The sequence below is a fragment of the Microbacterium sp. 01T413_2 genome, from assembly GCF_056398985.1.
Genome location: NZ_JBFTQL010000011.1, coordinates 16,192 through 31,586 on the forward strand (window position 1 = coordinate 16,192; position 15,395 = coordinate 31,586).

Sequence of the window (15,395 nt, forward strand, 5' to 3'; positions counted from 1 at the left end):
CGTGCGCTGGGCGCCGGATGTCGTCACCCGACGTCATCCCGCGCAACAGTTCTGCACCTGACGACACAGAGGCTTCCGCGTGCCGTCGTGACGGCAGGCTGGGCGCCACGGAGCCGGCATGTGCCGCGCACCGCCGCATCGTCTCGAGCAGAAGGAGGGATCCGTCATGTCGACCCAGCAGATCGACCGGCCGCGGAGCGTGGAGAGCCACCGACTCGAGGACAGCAGCCCCGACCGGGTGGAGGCTCTCTCCGCGGAGGAGTTCAGACGCGTGTTCCGGGAGCACCCCGCGGGCGTCGCGCTGGTCACGGCCGAAGCCGGCGACGGGCCGGTCGCGCTGACCGCCACGAGCGTGTCCTCGGTCAGCGCGGAACCGCCTTTGCTCGTGTTCTCGATCTCCGATCAGTCGTCGGCGTCGACCACGATCAACAGCGCGGACACCGTGATCGTCCACCTGCTCTCCTCTGCGCAGCTCGGCCTGGCGAAGCTGGGCGCCACCAGCGGCATCGACCGGTTCGCGGATCGCGCGATCTGGAGCCGCCTGGATACGGGTGAGCCCTACTTCCCCGCGGCGCGCACCTGGGTCCGCGGCCGTGTGCTGCATCGCCTGCGGGCGGGCACGTCCACGGTGGTGATCGTGCACGCGCTCGACGCCGCCCTCCCCGAGCCGTCCGAGACCGGGATCGCCGCAACGCCACTGGTCTATGTGAGCCGCACCTGGCATGCCCTGGGAGAGCCGTCCCGGATCGAGTGACGGCGGCCGGTCAGGTGCCGCAGTAGGTGAGGTGTCTCGGCGCGCCGTCCGGTGCGGGGCGGGTATAGCGGCGGTGCTGATCTCCCGCGCGCTCGATGAAGGGTGTGCGCAGCAGGCCCAGCAGTTGCGTGAACGGCGCGATGTCGCCGTCGACCGCCGCCGCGAGCGCCTCGTCCAGGATGTGGTTGCGTGCGATGTACACGGGGTTGGCCCTGCGGATCAGTTCGTCGTCGGGGCCGAGGGCGCGCCACCGGTGCAGCCACGCGTCGAGCTCGGGGACCGGACCGAGGAAGCGGCTGCGGACCGGGCGCTCGTCGCCGGCCGCGGCCGCGGCGAGATCCCGCCAGAATCCGGTGAAGTCGACCGCGTGCTCGGTGAGCATCCCGAGGGCCGCGTCGGCCACGGCCTCGATCTCCGCCTGTTCGACGTTCTGACCGACGCCGAGCTTCCGACCGAACGCCAGGGATCTGTGCGCGCGATAGCGGTCCTCGAAGGAGGCGGTGATGTCGGCCGCGATCCGCTCGGCGGTCGCCACGTCGTCGTTGAGCAGAGGCGCCATCGCCTCCGCCAGGCGTTCGAGATTCCACCGCATGATGGCAGGCTGCCTGTCGTAGGCGTAGCGGCCGAACTCGTCGATCGAGCTGAAACGAGCCCCGGGCTCGTAGGCGTCCAGGAACGCGCAGGGCCCGTAGTCGATGGTCTCGGCGGAGACCAGGACGTTGTCCGTGCTGAGCACGCCGTGGACGAACCCGATCCGCATCCAGTCCGCGGTGAGCGCGGCCGCTGCCTCCACGATCTCCGCGAGCAGGGCGCGGTAGGGGTGCTCCGCGCGCGCGGCCTGCGGGTAATGCCGGGCGATGACGTGGTCGGCGAGGCGCCGGAGCAAGCCGGGATCCTCGTGCGTGCCGGCGTACTCGAACGAGCCGAAGCGGACGTGGCTTGCGGCCGTGCGGGCGAGCACAGCACCGGGCAGCACCTGGCCGTCGCGTTCGCGCGGAGCGCCCGTCGACACGACCGCGAGCGCTCGGGTCGTGGAAACGCCGAGGGCGTGCATCGCCTCGCCCATGAGGTATTCGCGCAGCATCGGGCCGACCGTGGCGAAGCCGTCGACGCGCGACATCGAGGTCGGGCCGATGCCTTTGAGATGCAGGTCGCGCAGCCGTCCCCGCCGGTCGCGTCTCTCCCCGAGCAGGGCGGCGCGGCCGTCGCCGAGGATCGGCCGGAACTCACCCCACTGGTGGCCCGCGTACACCTGGGCGACAGGGGCCGTCCCGTCGGCCCGCGACTCGCCGGTGAGGAAGCGCGCCCCGTCGTCGGACCGGAGCCAGCCGGGTTCGAGGCCGAGCTCACCGGCGATCTCCTCGTTCAGCGCGATCAGCCGCGGATCCGGCGTGCGCACGGGGGACGCCGGGCGGGAGAGCTCGGGCAGGAGCTCCGCCCAGGTCTGCTCGAGGACCGGCGGGCGACGCGCGGCGTGGGGGGCGATCGGATGCGTCATCCCACGAGTCTCCGCTCGCGCCGCGGAGCGCGGATCCCGAGCGAAATCCGGCGACATGCGGCGGAACATTCCGTCGTCGAAGACGCCGCGAGTCGCCCGATGACGGTGCGCTTCGGAAGCATCGCGCCCCCGGATTAGCGTGAGGGCGCGCCGTGCCCTCGCGCGGCCTGGACTCCGAGGAGAGCACGTGTCGGACTACTTCGATCGCACCGCAGACAAGACCTTCACCCGCGTCTACAAGCGCGAGACGCCTGACATCCTCGCCGCGTTCGCCGCGTTCGATCAGGCGGTCTTCGCCGAGGAGGGGCGCGCCATCCCGCTGAAGTTCCGCGAGCTGATCGCCCTGGCGGTGGGCATCACGACGCAGTGCGCCTATTGCATCGACGGGCATGCGCAGAACGCGGTGCGCGCTGGCGCCACCGAGGCGGAGCTCGCCGAGGCCGCCTGGGTCGCGACCGCGATCCGCGCGGGAGGCGGGTACGCGCACGGCAGGCTCGCATTCAAGCTCGCCGGCGACGCGCGCGTCGAGCACGCGCACGGGCACGAGCACGCGGGCGCGCAGTGACGGCTCCGTCGCCCGTCGAGGCGGAGGCCCTCGAGCTCATCCGCGACCTCATCCGCATCGACAGCGTCAACACCGGCGATGCGGCCACCATCGGCGACGGGGAGACTCGGGCGGCATTGTTCGTGAAGCAGAAGCTCGAGGAGGCCGGCTATCACGTCGACCTGGTCGAGCCGCGACCCGGCCGGGCGAGTGTCGTCGCCCGGCTGGCCGGGACGGATCCGGACGCCGGGGCGCTGGTGGTGCACGCGCATCTCGATGTCGTGCCCGTGGTGGAAGCGGACTGGACTCATCCGCCGTTCGGCGCGGAGATCCACGACGGCATCCTCTACGGACGCGGCGCCGTCGACATGAAGAACTACGCGGGGGCCATCCTCGCTCTCGCCCGGGCCTACCGCAGGGAGGGCGTCGTGCCCCGCCGCGATCTCATCTTCGCGTTCTTCGCAGACGAGGAGGCAGGCGGCGTGTGGGGCGCGCGGTGGATCGTGCACAACCGGCCGGAGCTGTTCGACGGCGCCACGGAGGCGATCAGCGAGGTCGGCGGGTTCTCCATCCCGCTCACCGACGAGCGGAGGGCCTACCTGGTCGCCACGGCTGAGAAGGGCGTCACGTGGGCCACCCTCACCGCGCGCGGGCACGCGGCGCACGGCTCGCGGCCGACGTCGGACAACGCGGTGGTGCGCCTGTCCCGTGCTGTCGCCGCCGTGGGGGCGCACCGCTTCCCCGTCGTGACGACCCCCGCCCTGAAGCGCTTCCTGCAGGTGTTCGGGGAGCATCGCGGGATCCGGTTCACGGACGACGGCTTGGACGAGGAGCTCGCCGGGCTCGGATTCGTCTCCTCGATCGTCACGGCATCCGCGCGCAACACGGTCTCGCCGACGGTGCTCAGCGCCGGYGGCAAGACCAACGTGATCCCCGCCGAAGCCACCGCACGTCTCGATATCCGCGCCCTGCCGGGGGCGGATGCCGCACTGCAGCAGGAGCTGGCGGCTCTCGTCGGCGACGACGTCGATCTCTCGTGGGGGCGCCCGGTGCCCGCGATCGAGTCGCCGATCGACTCTCCGCTGCTCGAGGTGCTTCAGGATGCAATCGCGACCGAGGATCCCGACGGCCTCGTCGTGCCCTATCTGCTGCCGGCGAGCACCGACAACAAGCACCTGGCGCAGCTCGGCATCCGCGGGTACGGCTTCGTGCCGCTGCGGGTTCCGGCCGACTTCGACGTGTTCGGGGAGTTCCACGCCGCGGACGAGCGGATCCCGGTGGAGGCCCTGTACTTCTCGACGCGCGTCACGGATCACATCCTCCGCAACGCCTGAACCGACCTGCCGACGGGGCGCCGGTCCGACCATGGACCGGCGCCCTGTCCTCTGCGCCTGGGTGACGCCGGACATCGCTCCGTTACGCCGTATATCAGCCGGTTGCATCGGATATCAGCCGGTTGCCGCGTGTGAATCCCCGGCTGTGGAGGCAGCCGAAGGTGCTCATACCGTGGCTTCACGCAGCACCCGCTGCGCTGAGGAACCACGAGGGAGCATCATGACCGACATCGCCGCACCGCCTCTCGGCCGCTCGGTCGACCACGAACCGAGCCGACCGGAGGATCGCACTCGGACCAGGGTCGACATCAGTGCCGTCCCCGTGGTGCACACCCGTCACTGGTGGCGCTGGACGTTCGCCGCGCTCATCCTCTTCGTCGTCGCCCAGTTCGGCTGGAGCCTCGTCACGAACAGCCGCTACGAGTGGGGGACGTTCGCCGAGTACTTCTTCTCGGGCCCCGTGCTCATCGGCATCGGGTACACGCTCGCGATCACCGCCGTCTCGGCGATCGTCGGCTTCGTGCTCGGCACGATCATCGCGCTGGGACGGCTGTCGAAGTCCCCGCTGCTCAGCTCCGCCGCGTGGGCGTACATCTGGTTCTTCCGCTCGGTGCCGTTGGTCGTGCAGATCATCGTCTGGTACAACCTCGGCTACCTGTACCCGAAGCTGGGACTCGGCACGCCGTTCACCACCGACTTCTGGATCGTGGAGTTCCCCACCGTCCAGCTGGTCAGCGCGTTCGCCGCAGCCATCCTGGGCCTCGGGCTGCACCAGGCCGCATACTCGGCGGAGATCATCCGCGGAGGGCTTCTCTCCGTCGACCAGGGGCAGTCCGAGGCGGCGGCCGCCCTCGGCATTCCGGCGGGCCGGCGGCTGTTCCGGATCATCCTCCCGCAGGCGGCGCGCTCGATCGTCCCGAACGCGACGAACGAGGTCATCGGCCTCGTCAAGGGCGCGTCCGTGGTGTTCGTGATCGCGATCCCCGAACTCTTCTACGCGGTGCAGGTCATCTACAACCGCAACAGCCGGGTCATCCCCCTGCTCCTGGTCGCGGTCGTCTGGTACACGATCATCACCACGATCCTCAGCATCGCGCAGTTCTACATCGAGCGGCACTTCGCGCGCGGCTCCGCCCGGGCGCTGCCGCCCACCCCTCTGCAGCAGGCCCGGCGCTGGGTCGGTTCGCAATGGGCCCGGCTCGGCGATGATCAGACACCGGCCGGTGCCGCGATCCGCTCCACCGGAAAGGCGAGCGCATGAGCACCATCAGCGCGGAGACCGCCACCAGCGGACTCGTCGAGATCCACAACGTCCATAAGAGCTTCGGCGGGCTCGAGGTGCTTTCGGGGATCGATCTCACCGTGCAGCCCGGCGAGGTCATCGCGCTGCTCGGCCCGAGCGGCTCCGGCAAGTCGACCCTGCTGCGCACCATCAATCACCTGGAGAGCGTGGATCGCGGATCGGTCACGGTCGACGGCGAGCTGATCGGCTACGAGCTGCGCGGTGAGAAGCTCCATGAGCTGCACGAGCGGGAGATCCTGCGGCGCCGCACGCAGGTGGGGATCGTCTTCCAGCACTTCAACCTGTTCCCGCATCTCACCGCGCTGGAGAACATCGTCGAGGCGCCGATCGCTCTCAAGCGCCTGGCCGCCTCGGACGCCAGAGAGCTCGCCCTCGGCCTGCTCGATCGCGTCGGCCTCGCCGACAAGGCCGACGCCTACCCCCGGCAGCTCTCGGGAGGCCAGCAGCAGCGCGTGGCGATTGCCCGCGCACTCGCACTGAAGCCCAAGGTGCTGCTGTTCGACGAGCCGACCAGTGCGCTGGATCCAGAGCTCGTCGGCGAGGTGCTCGAGGTCATCAGCGACCTCGCCCGGTTCGGCACCACGCTCATCATCGTCACCCACGAGATCGGCTTCGCCCGCCAGGTCGCCGACCGGATCGTCTTCCTGGACCACGGGACCGTGATCGAGGAAGGACGTCCCGCCGACGTCCTGGATCACCCGAAGCATCCGCGAACCCGAGAGTTCCTGGCCAAGGTCCTGAACTGATCCGCACGCCCCGAACGCGGCACGGCCGCATCATCGCAAGGCCCCTCACCGCAAGGAGAAACACAGCATGGCACTCAGCAAGAAGCAGGGCGCGGTGGTCGGCATCGCCGCCGTCGCGGTCGCCGCGATCGTCGCCGTCGGCGCGGTCGTCGCCCTCAACCAGCCGGCGGCTGCGACCGCCGCCGACAGCACACCGCAGCCCACGAAGAGCGCGGCGAAGGTCTCGGCCGACGACGTGAAGTGGGTCGAGGGCGAGGTCGTCCCGAAGGCCGTCGAGGCTCTCAAGAAGAGCGGCTTCCACCCCGTCGAGCCGGGCAAGCTCACCGTCGCCGTGGGCGCCTTCGTGCCGCCGCTCAGCTACGTCCCGGACGGCAAGACCCTGCCCGCCGGCACCGAGCCGAACATCGGCAGCCTGATCGCGCAGGGACTCGGCCTGACCTACAACCCCGTGGTCGTCGCCTGGGCCGATTGGCCGCTCGGAATCCAGTCCGGCAAGTACGACCTGATCACCTCGAACGTGACGGTCACCGAGGCGCGCAAGGAGCTCTTCGACTTCGCCAGCTACCGTCAGGATCTGCTCGGCTTCTACGTGAAGTCCGACAGCACGATCTCCAAGATCCAGAAGGCCGCGGACATCTCCGGCCTGAAGATCGTCGTCGGATCCGGCACCAACCAGGAGCAGGTGCTCCTGAAGTGGAACGAGGAGCTCAAGACCGCGGGCAAGGCACCGGCCGACCTGCAGTACTACGACGACAACGCGGCCGCGACCCTCGCGCTGCAGTCGGGCCGCGTCGATGCCACCTTCGGCCCGAACGCCTCCTCCGCGTGGGCGGCCAGGGAGACAGGCGCCACGAAGCTCGTGGGCATCGTCCCGGGCGGGTGGCCGCAGGCGGCCGCGATCGCGGCCGGCACCGCGAAGGGCAACGGACTCATCGAGCCCGTCAACATCGTGCTCAACGAGCTCATCGCGAACGGGAAGTACGCCCAGGTGCTCAAGGGGTGGGGGCTCGACTCGGAGGGGGTCACGACCTCGGAGATCAACCCGCCGGGGTTGCCCAAGTCTTGAATCCGAGGTGCGGGCCGGCGGCAGATGCCGGCCCRCACCTTTCCGTGTATCCGCACCCGAGAAAGACGAACACATGACCAACCGTGCACCGCTCAGCATCCTCGAGCTCTCCCCGTTCGGCGAAGGGTCGACCGCGGGCCAGGGCCTCCGTGACACGATCGCGCTCGCGCAGACCGCGGAACGACTCGGCTACCACCGCTTCTGGCTCGCCGAGCACCACCTGAACCCCGGCGTCGCCGGCGCCGCCCCGCACGTGCTGCTCGCGGCCATCGCCGCGGCGACCGAGCGCATCAGGATCGGCACTGCCGCGACCATCATCGGCAACTACGCGGCCCTCCAGGTGGTGGAGGCCGCGGGCGTCGTGGCCGCCCTCCACCCCGGGCGCTTCGACCTCGGCATCGGCCGATCCGGATCCACATCGCACCCCTCGGCGCCGAGCGCATCGGCCCCTGCGGAGGCCCGCGTCGTGGACGGTCTGCTGCTGCCGGCCGCGAAGCCGTTCGCCTTCGACTCCGCCCGGTTCGCCGCACAGGCACGGTTGCTGCGCCGCACCGCAGGCGACGCCGACCGGTTCGAGCAGGACGTGCTCGACATCCTCGCGCTCATCGCGGGCGCCTACATCGCCCCCGAGGGCGTGCCGATCCACGCGACGCCGGCCGAGGGGCAGGACATCCAGGTGTGGCTGCACGGCAGCACTGCGGGGATCAGCGCCGAGCTCGCCGGGCGTCTCGGGCTGCCGTTCGGCGCCAACTTCCACGTCGCGGGCAGCTTCGTGCTCGACGCTGTGCAGGCCTATCGGCGTGCCTTCCGGCCTGGCGCGCTCGCCGAGCCGCGCGTGATCGTCTCGGCCGACGTGCTCGTCGCGGATACGGCGACCGAGGCGGAGCGCATCGGCCGCGGGTACGCAGAGTGGGTGCACAGCATCCGCGCGGGCCAGGGGGCGATCGCCTACCCGCACCCCGACGATGCCCTCGTCGCACCGTACCCGGCCGACCTGCTCGGCGTGGTCGGCGACCGCCTCGACACCCGTTTCGTGGGCGACGCGGAGACCGTCGTGGAGCGGCTCGACACCCTCCAGCGCGTGACCGGCGCCGACGAGCTGCTGCTCACCACGATCACGCACGACCCCCGGGACCGCGAGCGCTCGTTCGCGCTGCTCGCCGACGCATGGGGTTCCGAGAGCAGCGCACCCCGGGTCCTCGAGACGGCGCGCGGGCGATGAGCCCGACAGCGACGGCGCTCGCCATCCGGCTCGCCGTGCCCGACGAGTACGGAATCGTCGGGCGCCTCACCGAGGACGCCTACGTCTCGAGCTACTCCGAGCTGTCGGCCGCGTACCTCCGGTCGCTGCGCGACGTGGCCGCGCGCGCGGCGCTGGGAGACATATGGGTCGCGCTGGAGACGGATGTGATCGTCGGTAGTGTCTGGGTCCCGCGCGCCGGTGCGCATCTGTCGGAGGTGGCGCGCGACGGCGAACTCGATTTCCGCCAGCTCGCCGTCGCACCCACGGCCCGCGGACGCGGCGTCGGCGAGGCCCTCACCCGGCATGTCATCGCCCTCGCCGCCGAGCGGCGGGCCGAACGAGTGGTCATGAACAGCGGACCTGAGATGACGGGTGCGCACGCCCTCTACGCGAAGCTCGGCTTCCGCAGGCTGCACGAACGCGAGCAGAGCGTCGAGGTCGAGCCAGGGGTGTTCCTCGAGCTTCTGGCGTTCGGCCTCGACATCGCGCCGGCGGAGACCTCCGACGCATGACGTAGCCTGCCGATCGCACCTGCCGACGCCCATGCACAGCGCTCAGCGCCGCCCGCGCATCCGCGGGCGGCGCTGAGTCGTGAGCGCTCGAGGTCCGGCGCTCAGAGCGAGTCGGCCCGGGGGATCAGGCCCTCGGCGGAGACCTCGCCGTGCACACGTCGGGCCGGCGTCTGCTCTCCCGCCGTCACCGCGATGCGGAGCCGGTTCTCCGCGGGAGGCAGCGGGCAGGTGGCGAAGTCGGTGTACGCGCACGGCAGGTTCGTCGCCCGGTTGAAGTCGACCACGGTCGCGTCGGAGCCCTCGGCCACCTCGAACGACACGGTCCTGTTCGCGGCGTACGTGGTGACGCCGCTGGTCGCGTCGGTGAACAACGCGAACAGCGAACCGGGTCGGTGCCCGTCGAACGCGAGCAGCCGGAACGGCTCGTCGTCGACGAGGAACTCGACGTAGCCCGGGGAGTCGTACACGTGGCTGATGCCGTCGACGGCTGCACCGACCTCGATCGCCCTCGGCGCGACGAACCGGACGAACCGGCCCGGGATCCGCCAGCGCGGGTCGGGCGGGAATGCGGCTGTCCCCGTGTAGGCGGACAGGAACGGGAAGTCGGGGCGGCGCGGCCGCAGGATGTCCCGTCCGCCACGCTTGGCGACTTCGACGACGCCTCCCTCGAACCCGACCGTCACGCCGTCGCGCTCCGCGAGGGGGCCGAACGCGTGCGTGTCCGTGACCTCGGCGCCGTCGACCGTGAGGGCCTCGCCGTCCGCGAGGACCACGACGGGCCCGGTGACGCCGGTGAACCACTCGCCGGGCAGGCCGGGGAAGCGGCGCGCTTCCGCCGTCAGCCAGAACAGGCCGCTGACGGCGAGGAACCCGTGCGGGTCGGCACGGCGCTCCTCATGCGTTTCGTGCCAGTCCTCCCACTCCCGCGCGAACGCGTCCGCCGTCTGCGCGGGCGTTGTCTCCACCGGGGCAGGGAGCGTCATCGTGCCGTCTCCGTCGCCCCGGCGAGCTCCTCGGCGCGCGCCGGCAACGGCAGGCGCAGGTTCGCGCGCAGCGTCGTGCCGTCGTACTCGCTGCGCAGCGAACCGCGCTCCTRCAGCAGCGGCACGACCTCGTCGACGAACTCGTCGAGCCCCGACGGAACCAGGTGGGAGCCGAGCACGACACCGTCTCCGCCGTCCTCCTGCACGAACGCGTCGAGCTGATCGGCGACCTGCACAGCAGTGCCCACGTATCCCGGTCCGCGGCTGATCTCGTGCGCGAGGCCGCGCAGCGTGAGACCCCGCTCGTCGGCGAGTTCACGCCATCTGCGCACCGTCTCGAACCGGTCCTGGAACACGAAGGCGCGGCCCTGGATGATCGGCGGAGCTTCGGGATCCGGGTCCACGTCCGGCAGCGGTCCGTCGGGGTCGTAGGCCGACAGGTCGCGGTTCCATACCTGCTCGAAGGTGACCTGGATGGTCTTGTCCGTGAGCTGCTGCTCCAGGATGTGGCGGGCCTTCTCCTCGGCGTCCGCGGCCGAGTCCCCGATCACGAATCCCGCCGCGGGCAGGATCTTGATCTCGTCCGGTCCGCGACCGAAACGGGCCGCGCGCTCCCGGATGTCGGCGGAGAACGCCTTGCCCTCGGCGAGCGTCGCGTAGGGCGAGAAGATCGCGTCCGCCGTGGAGGCCGCGAAGTCCCGGCCCTGCGGCGAGACCCCGGCCTGCACGATGACCGGGCGCCCCTGCGGGCTGCGCGGCACGGTGAAACGGCCCGCGATGTCGAACTGCGTGCTGGACTGGGCGAACGCGCCGGCGCCGGCGTCCGCGAGGAAGACGCCCGTCGCCTTGTCTGCGACGATCGCCTCCTCGGCCCACGAGTCCCACAGCCGGCGGATGGTGGCGACGGTCTCCTCCGCGCGCACGTAGCGTTCGCTGTGCGGAAGGAAGCCGCCACGGCGGAAGTTCGCGCCGGTGAACGCGTCGAACGAGGTGACGACGTTCCATCCGGCCCGRCCGCCCGACAGRTGGTCCAGGCTGGCGATCTGGCGGGCGAGCTCGTASGGCTCGTTGAASGTCGCGTTCAGCGTGCCCACCAGGCCGATGTGGTCGGTCACCGCGGCCAGCGCCGCGAGCACGGCGAGCGTGTCGGGGCGTCCGGCGATGTCGTGGTCGAACATGCGGCCTGCCCTGGCGCGCAGGGCGAGCCCCTCCGCCAGGAAGAAGTAGTCGAAGCGCCCACGCTCGGCCGTCTGCGCGACGTGCCGGAACGTGGAGAAGTCGATCTGACTGCCCGCATCCGGGTGCTCCCACAGGGTGTGCTCGTTCACTCCGCCGACATACGCGGCGAGGATGATCTGCTTGCGTGCTCTCGTGGTCATGGTGTTCTCCTCTGATCGGTCAGACGGCGGCGTAGCGACTGGGGACGTGCTCAGGCAGGCCGAGCAGCCCGCGCAGGGTGCCCGCCTCGTAGGCGTCGTGGAAGAGACCGCGTGCGCGCAGCTCCGCGGCGAACGCGCCGGCGATGCGGGGCAGGTCGTCGGTCAGCACCCCGGGCCGCAGGCGGACCCCGGCGTATCCGAGGGCTCCGAGCTGGGCGACGAGGTCGGCGAGCTCGGATGCGGAGCCGGTGAAGACGCGCGCGTCGCTCGTGAGCGGGCGGCCGAGGGCGTCGAGACGACGGAGTCGATCGGCGGCGGGCTCCCCGTCCGGATCGTCGAGGAACACCACGAGATCGGCGAAGACCTGGAGGGGCTCTCCCCCGCGGCCATCCGCGGCGGCGGCGACCTCCGTCAGGATCCGCTCCGCGTGCGCAGCGTCGGCCGGGGTGACGAAGACGAGGTCCGCGGAGCGCGCGGCCAGCCGGTAGGGCACCTCGGCGTGCGCGAGCGCGGCGACGACCGGCTGCCCCTGGGGCGGGCGCGGTGTGATCGACGGCCCTCGCACGCTGAACCAGCGGCCCTCGAAGTCGATCTCGTGCACCTTGTCGGCGTCGAGGAACCGGTCGGTCGCGACGTCGCGGATCTCGGCGTCGTCCTCCCAGCTGTCCCAGAGCCTCCGAACGACCTCGACATGATCGGCGGCCTCGTCGAAGAGCTCGCCGACCAGCACGTCGAAGGCAGGATCGCCCCAGGCGATCTGATCGCCGGGGTGCGCGCGACGCCCGAAATGGGCGGCCTCGTCGGCCCGCCCGGACACTTTCACCTGCCACCCCGCGCGACCCTCGCTCGCGAAGTCGAGCGTGGCGATGCCCGTGGAGACGTGGAACGGCTCGGTGTGCGTGGTCGTCACGGTCGGGATCAGCCCGATGCGAGAGGTGACGGGCGCCACACGGGACGCGATCAGCAGGGCGTCCAGGCGTCCGCGCACCTCGTCGGTGCGTTCGTCCCCGCGGACGGGATCCGAGGACTGCAGCGCGAGGGAGTCCTCGATCGTGACGAAGTCGAGGAGCCCTTCCTCCGCGGTGCGGACGAGGTCGGTCCAGTACCCGGGGGTGAACAGCTCGGCGGGCCGCGATGATGGCTCCCGCCAGGCGGCAGGGTGCCAGCCGGCGCCCTCGAGGGCGACGCCGACGCGAAGTCGTGAACTCATGATGTGCTCCTTGTCTGGGACGGTCGATGYGTCTGGGACGGTCGATGTGTCTGGGGCGGTCGAGGGGACGATCGAGAGGGGACCCGCTACGCGGCGGCCGAGGCGAGTGCTCCGGCGGCCGGCACCCAGCCGAGTCGGGGCAGGACCGCGTGGCGGATGTCGGAGAGGATCTGCCGGTAGTCGTCGAGCGACAGCGCATACGGCAGCGCGATGCGCAGTTCGGTGAGGCCGTCGATCGCGGGGTCGGACGCGAGCCGCTCGACGATCTCGTCGGCGGTGCCGAACAGATCCCGCTGGAACAGGTGCCCGTTCGTGGGCCGCTCGGTGCGCGCCTGCCTGCTCTCCGCGAACGCGGTGTAGCGGTCGCGCTGGCCGGCCGTGGCACTGTCGATCGGCAGGATCACCCGCTCGACTCCGACCGACCCGGTGCCGGCGCCGGCGAAGTGCGCGTGGTAGTCGTCGATGTGGGCGCGCTGCGCGTCCTCGAAGGAGGCGGCTCCCGCGGCGGCCGTGATGTTCCCGAGCAGGAGCTTGAGTCCCTGGTCGGCGGCCCACCGCACCGAGCGGGCGGAGCCGCCGCCGAGCCACACCCGATCCCGCAGCCCCGCGATGTGCGGCTGCACCCGCGGGGTCTGCGGGCCGTACGGCGTGGGGATGTCTGCGCCGAGCGCATGGCCTTCCAGCGCCTCGAGGAAGCGTCCGATCAGGACGTAGGCGTCGATGTCGCCGTCGTCCTCGATGCGGCCGAGGTGTCGCAGCAGCGCCCCGTGCGGCGCGGACGAACTGACTCCGACGTTCAACCGGCCGTTCGACAGGGCATCGACCGTGCCGAAGTCCTCAGCGAGGCGGAACGGCGTCTCGTAGCCGAGCGGCACCACCGCCGTCTCCAGGCGGATCCGCTCGGTGCGCTGCGTGGCTGCGGCGAGGAAGGTCAGCGCCGACGAGACGCCGCGCTCGAGATGGCGCTGGCGGATTCCGGCCACCTGCAGACCGATCTCCTCGGCGAACTCGAACAGCCGCAGCGTGTCCTCGAGTCCTGCCGTGGGATCGGCCTCGGGGTAGTTCCCGGCCAGGGTGAAGCCGGCGGAGGCGATGGTCGCGGTGCTCATCAGTGTGCGTCCTTCCAGGCGGAGACCAGCGAGTCCAGGCGTGAGTCCGCTCCGAGCCTGATGCCGTGCACGGTGGACTGGGTCGACAGGATCGAGGTGAGCTCGTGCACCGGGATCTGGTAGTACTGCGCCGCGATGCGCGCCTGCGCCTCGGCGAGGATCTTGTCGCGCGCGGCGGGGTTGCCCGCCGCCAGCTGCCCCTGCAGCAGCGTCTCGAGCTCGGGGTCGTCGATGTGCAGCTTCGTGGTGGCCTTGGAGTACTGCGTGCGCAGCACATCGCCGTCGGCGCGGGAGAGGTTGCCCCACACGATGTCGAAGTCGCCCGACGCCTGCTTCGCGAGGAACTCGGGCACGGTGCTGCCGGAGAGGACCACGTCGATGCCGACCTTCTTGAGCTGCTGCTGGATCAGTTCGAGCGAGGTCTGGTTCGGCCCGAAGTTCGTGATCCACGCCAGCTGCAGCGTCAGCGGAGCACCGCCCTTGGTGCGGATCCCGTTCGCGCCCTTGGTCCAGCCCGCCTTGTCGAGGAGCGTCCCGGCGTGCTTCGGGTCGTAGGAGAAGTGCTTGCTCTCGTCGGCCCAGGACGGCGTGTTCTTCGCCAGCGTGCTCGTGGCGACGTTGAAGAGCTTGTTCAGGGCGGTGTCCCGCACGACGGCCGGGTCGATCGCCGCGGAGATGGCCTCCCGCACGGCGATGTCCGAGACGATGGGGCGGGCCAGGTTGAACGAGAGCCCGAAGCTGATGCCGGGATTGCCACGCGAGATCAGCGGGTACCCGGCGTCCTGAAGCGTCTGCACATCGGTGGGCTGGACGCCGCCGATGACATCGACCTGGTCGCTGGTCAGGCTGCCGGTGCGCACGCCCGCCTCGGGCGCGACCTGGAACGTGACGGTGTCGAGATGGGCGCGACCGTTGTTGCCGAGCGCTTTGGGCGCCCAGGCGTAGTTCTTGCGGGCGGTGAGCACGGTCGAGACGTTCTTGGTGTAGCTGTCGAGCGTGAACGGGCCGGTGCCGACGATGGCCTTGCCGTCGGCGCGGTTGGCGAAGGGCRCGGCGAGGGTGGCGTTGCCGACGATGCCCAGRCCGACGCTGGCYGTCGAGTTCGGGAACGCGGCGTTCGGGGTGCTGAAGTCGACCTCGACSGTGTCGTCGTCGATSACCYTGGTCTCCTTGTAGCCGACGAAGTTGCTGGTCGTCTGCGTCAGGGCACCCCCGGTCTGGATGTCGTCGAAGGTGGCCTTGACGTTCGCCGCGGTGAACGGCGTGCCGTCGGAGAAGGTGACGCCGTGGCGCAGCTCGAAGGTGAACGACGTCGCGTCGGCGTTGCTCTTGTAGGAGGTGGCGAGCCACGGCTCGAGCTCGCCGGTCTGGGGGTTCTGGTAGAGCAGGGAGTCGACCAGCTGCCGGGTGACGTACCAGGTGTCGTTGCCGGAGCCGATCCCGGAGGGGTTCAGGGAGATCGGGTCGTTGGCGATCGCGAACGTGAGCGCCCCGCCGTCGACGGGCTTGGCCCCGGCACTCGTCGGTGCGGCCGCGGGCGCCGCGGGCGCGCAGGCGCTGAGGGCGAGGCCGGCGATGACGGCGATCGAGGCGAGCGCGGTCGTTCGCAGGCGCAGGGCGGTGCGCGGGCGCGACGCCGTTCGGGTCGGGTTCATGGTGGCTCCTTGGTGGGGGTGCGGTCCGGTGCGGGACGGAGGGGGAATCGGGTGGGAGA

General features: G+C 70.9%; 14 protein-coding genes. 8 read left to right on the forward strand and 6 right to left on the reverse strand.

The window, feature by feature from the left end; genetic code table 11:
* Positions 1–166: 166 nt before the first annotated feature.
* Positions 167–754 carry a flavin reductase family protein gene (locus tag AC1DMN_RS08100; protein ID WP_441975619.1) on the forward strand — a complete coding sequence of 196 codons (588 nt, stop codon included), beginning with the start codon at positions 167–169 and terminating at the stop codon, positions 752–754.
* Between the two features lie 10 nt (positions 755–764).
* On the opposite strand, the gene AC1DMN_RS08105 is transcribed toward AC1DMN_RS08100, so the two are convergent.
* Positions 765–2,252 (reverse strand): protein adenylyltransferase SelO, encoded by a 1,488-nt coding sequence (locus AC1DMN_RS08105; RefSeq protein ID WP_477230427.1) that lies wholly within the window; start codon positions 2,250–2,252, stop codon positions 765–767.
* Between the two features lie 187 nt (positions 2,253–2,439).
* Here AC1DMN_RS08105 and AC1DMN_RS08110 point away from each other — a divergent pair, with 187 nt between their 5' ends.
* From AC1DMN_RS08110 to AC1DMN_RS08140, 7 genes are all read left to right on the forward strand, one after another.
* Positions 2,440–2,817, forward strand: coding sequence for a carboxymuconolactone decarboxylase family protein (locus AC1DMN_RS08110; RefSeq protein WP_440734833.1), 378 nt, complete (start codon positions 2,440–2,442; stop codon positions 2,815–2,817).
* On the forward strand, positions 2,814–4,130 hold the full coding sequence (locus AC1DMN_RS08115; protein ID WP_477230428.1) for a M20/M25/M40 family metallo-hydrolase: 1,317 nt from the start codon (positions 2,814–2,816) through the stop codon (positions 4,128–4,130). Before AC1DMN_RS08110 ends, AC1DMN_RS08115 begins: the two co-directional genes overlap by 4 nt.
* A gap of 220 nt (positions 4,131–4,350) precedes the next feature.
* Positions 4,351–5,391 (forward strand): amino acid ABC transporter permease, encoded by a 1,041-nt coding sequence (locus AC1DMN_RS08120; protein WP_441975615.1) that lies wholly within the window; start codon positions 4,351–4,353, stop codon positions 5,389–5,391.
* On the forward strand, positions 5,388–6,179 hold the full coding sequence (locus AC1DMN_RS08125) for an amino acid ABC transporter ATP-binding protein (protein WP_441975614.1): 792 nt from the start codon (positions 5,388–5,390) through the stop codon (positions 6,177–6,179). Before AC1DMN_RS08120 ends, AC1DMN_RS08125 begins: the two co-directional genes overlap by 4 nt.
* Positions 6,180–6,246: 67 nt before the next feature.
* Positions 6,247–7,245, forward strand: coding sequence for an ABC transporter substrate-binding protein (locus AC1DMN_RS08130; protein ID WP_441975613.1), 999 nt, complete (start codon positions 6,247–6,249; stop codon positions 7,243–7,245).
* Positions 7,246–7,318: 73 nt separating this feature from the next.
* Positions 7,319–8,467, forward strand: coding sequence for an LLM class flavin-dependent oxidoreductase (locus AC1DMN_RS08135; protein ID WP_477230429.1), 1,149 nt, complete (start codon positions 7,319–7,321; stop codon positions 8,465–8,467).
* Positions 8,464–9,000, forward strand: a complete 537-nt coding sequence (locus AC1DMN_RS08140) for a GNAT family N-acetyltransferase (RefSeq protein WP_441975611.1) — start codon at positions 8,464–8,466, stop codon at positions 8,998–9,000. Before AC1DMN_RS08135 ends, AC1DMN_RS08140 begins: the two co-directional genes overlap by 4 nt.
* A 101-nt stretch (positions 9,001–9,101) precedes the next feature.
* On the opposite strand, the gene AC1DMN_RS08145 is transcribed toward AC1DMN_RS08140, so the two are convergent.
* From AC1DMN_RS08145 to AC1DMN_RS08165, 5 genes are all read right to left on the reverse strand, one after another.
* A complete protein-coding gene (locus tag AC1DMN_RS08145) occupies positions 9,102–9,983 on the reverse strand; it encodes a DUF1684 domain-containing protein (RefSeq protein WP_477230430.1) in 882 nt (293 codons plus the stop codon).
* Entirely contained in the window at positions 9,980–11,362 is a 1,383-nt protein-coding gene (locus AC1DMN_RS08150) for an NtaA/DmoA family FMN-dependent monooxygenase (RefSeq protein WP_477384070.1), read from the reverse strand. Before AC1DMN_RS08150 ends, AC1DMN_RS08145 begins: the two co-directional genes overlap by 4 nt.
* Positions 11,363–11,381: 19 nt before the next feature.
* Entirely contained in the window at positions 11,382–12,572 is a 1,191-nt protein-coding gene (locus tag AC1DMN_RS08155; RefSeq protein WP_477230432.1) for an LLM class flavin-dependent oxidoreductase, read from the reverse strand.
* Between the two features lie 86 nt (positions 12,573–12,658).
* Complete coding sequence (locus AC1DMN_RS08160) at positions 12,659–13,681, reverse strand: LLM class flavin-dependent oxidoreductase (protein ID WP_477230433.1); 1,023 nt, start codon at positions 13,679–13,681, stop codon at positions 12,659–12,661.
* The gene (locus AC1DMN_RS08165) at positions 13,681–15,336 is read right to left on the reverse strand and encodes an ABC transporter substrate-binding protein (RefSeq protein WP_477384072.1); all 1,656 of its coding nucleotides are present in this window, start codon (positions 15,334–15,336) and stop codon (positions 13,681–13,683) included. Before AC1DMN_RS08165 ends, AC1DMN_RS08160 begins: the two co-directional genes overlap by 1 nt.
* Positions 15,337–15,395 lie beyond the last annotated feature (59 nt).

Excerpts from the sequence above, each read along its gene's own strand:
- AC1DMN_RS08155 (WP_477230432.1), bottom strand. The coding sequence starts at position 12,572 with ATGAGTTCACGACTTCGCGTCGGCGTCGCCCTCGAGGGCGCCGGCTGG.
- AC1DMN_RS08130 (WP_441975613.1), top strand. The coding sequence starts at position 6,247 with ATGGCACTCAGCAAGAAGCAGGGCGCGGTGGTCGGCATCGCCGCCGTC.
- AC1DMN_RS08135 (WP_477230429.1), top strand. The coding sequence starts at position 7,319 with ATGACCAACCGTGCACCGCTCAGCATCCTCGAGCTCTCCCCGTTCGGC.
- AC1DMN_RS08105 (WP_477230427.1), bottom strand. The coding sequence starts at position 2,252 with ATGACGCATCCGATCGCCCCCCACGCCGCGCGTCGCCCGCCGGTCCTC.
- AC1DMN_RS08120 (WP_441975615.1), top strand. The coding sequence starts at position 4,351 with ATGACCGACATCGCCGCACCGCCTCTCGGCCGCTCGGTCGACCACGAA.
- AC1DMN_RS08145 (WP_477230430.1), bottom strand. The coding sequence starts at position 9,983 with ATGACGCTCCCTGCCCCGGTGGAGACAACGCCCGCGCAGACGGCGGAC.
- AC1DMN_RS08125 (WP_441975614.1), top strand. The coding sequence starts at position 5,388 with ATGAGCACCATCAGCGCGGAGACCGCCACCAGCGGACTCGTCGAGATC.
- AC1DMN_RS08100 (WP_441975619.1), top strand. The coding sequence starts at position 167 with ATGTCGACCCAGCAGATCGACCGGCCGCGGAGCGTGGAGAGCCACCGA.
- AC1DMN_RS08140 (WP_441975611.1), top strand. The coding sequence starts at position 8,464 with ATGAGCCCGACAGCGACGGCGCTCGCCATCCGGCTCGCCGTGCCCGAC.
- AC1DMN_RS08160 (WP_477230433.1), bottom strand. The coding sequence starts at position 13,681 with ATGAGCACCGCGACCATCGCCTCCGCCGGCTTCACCCTGGCCGGGAAC.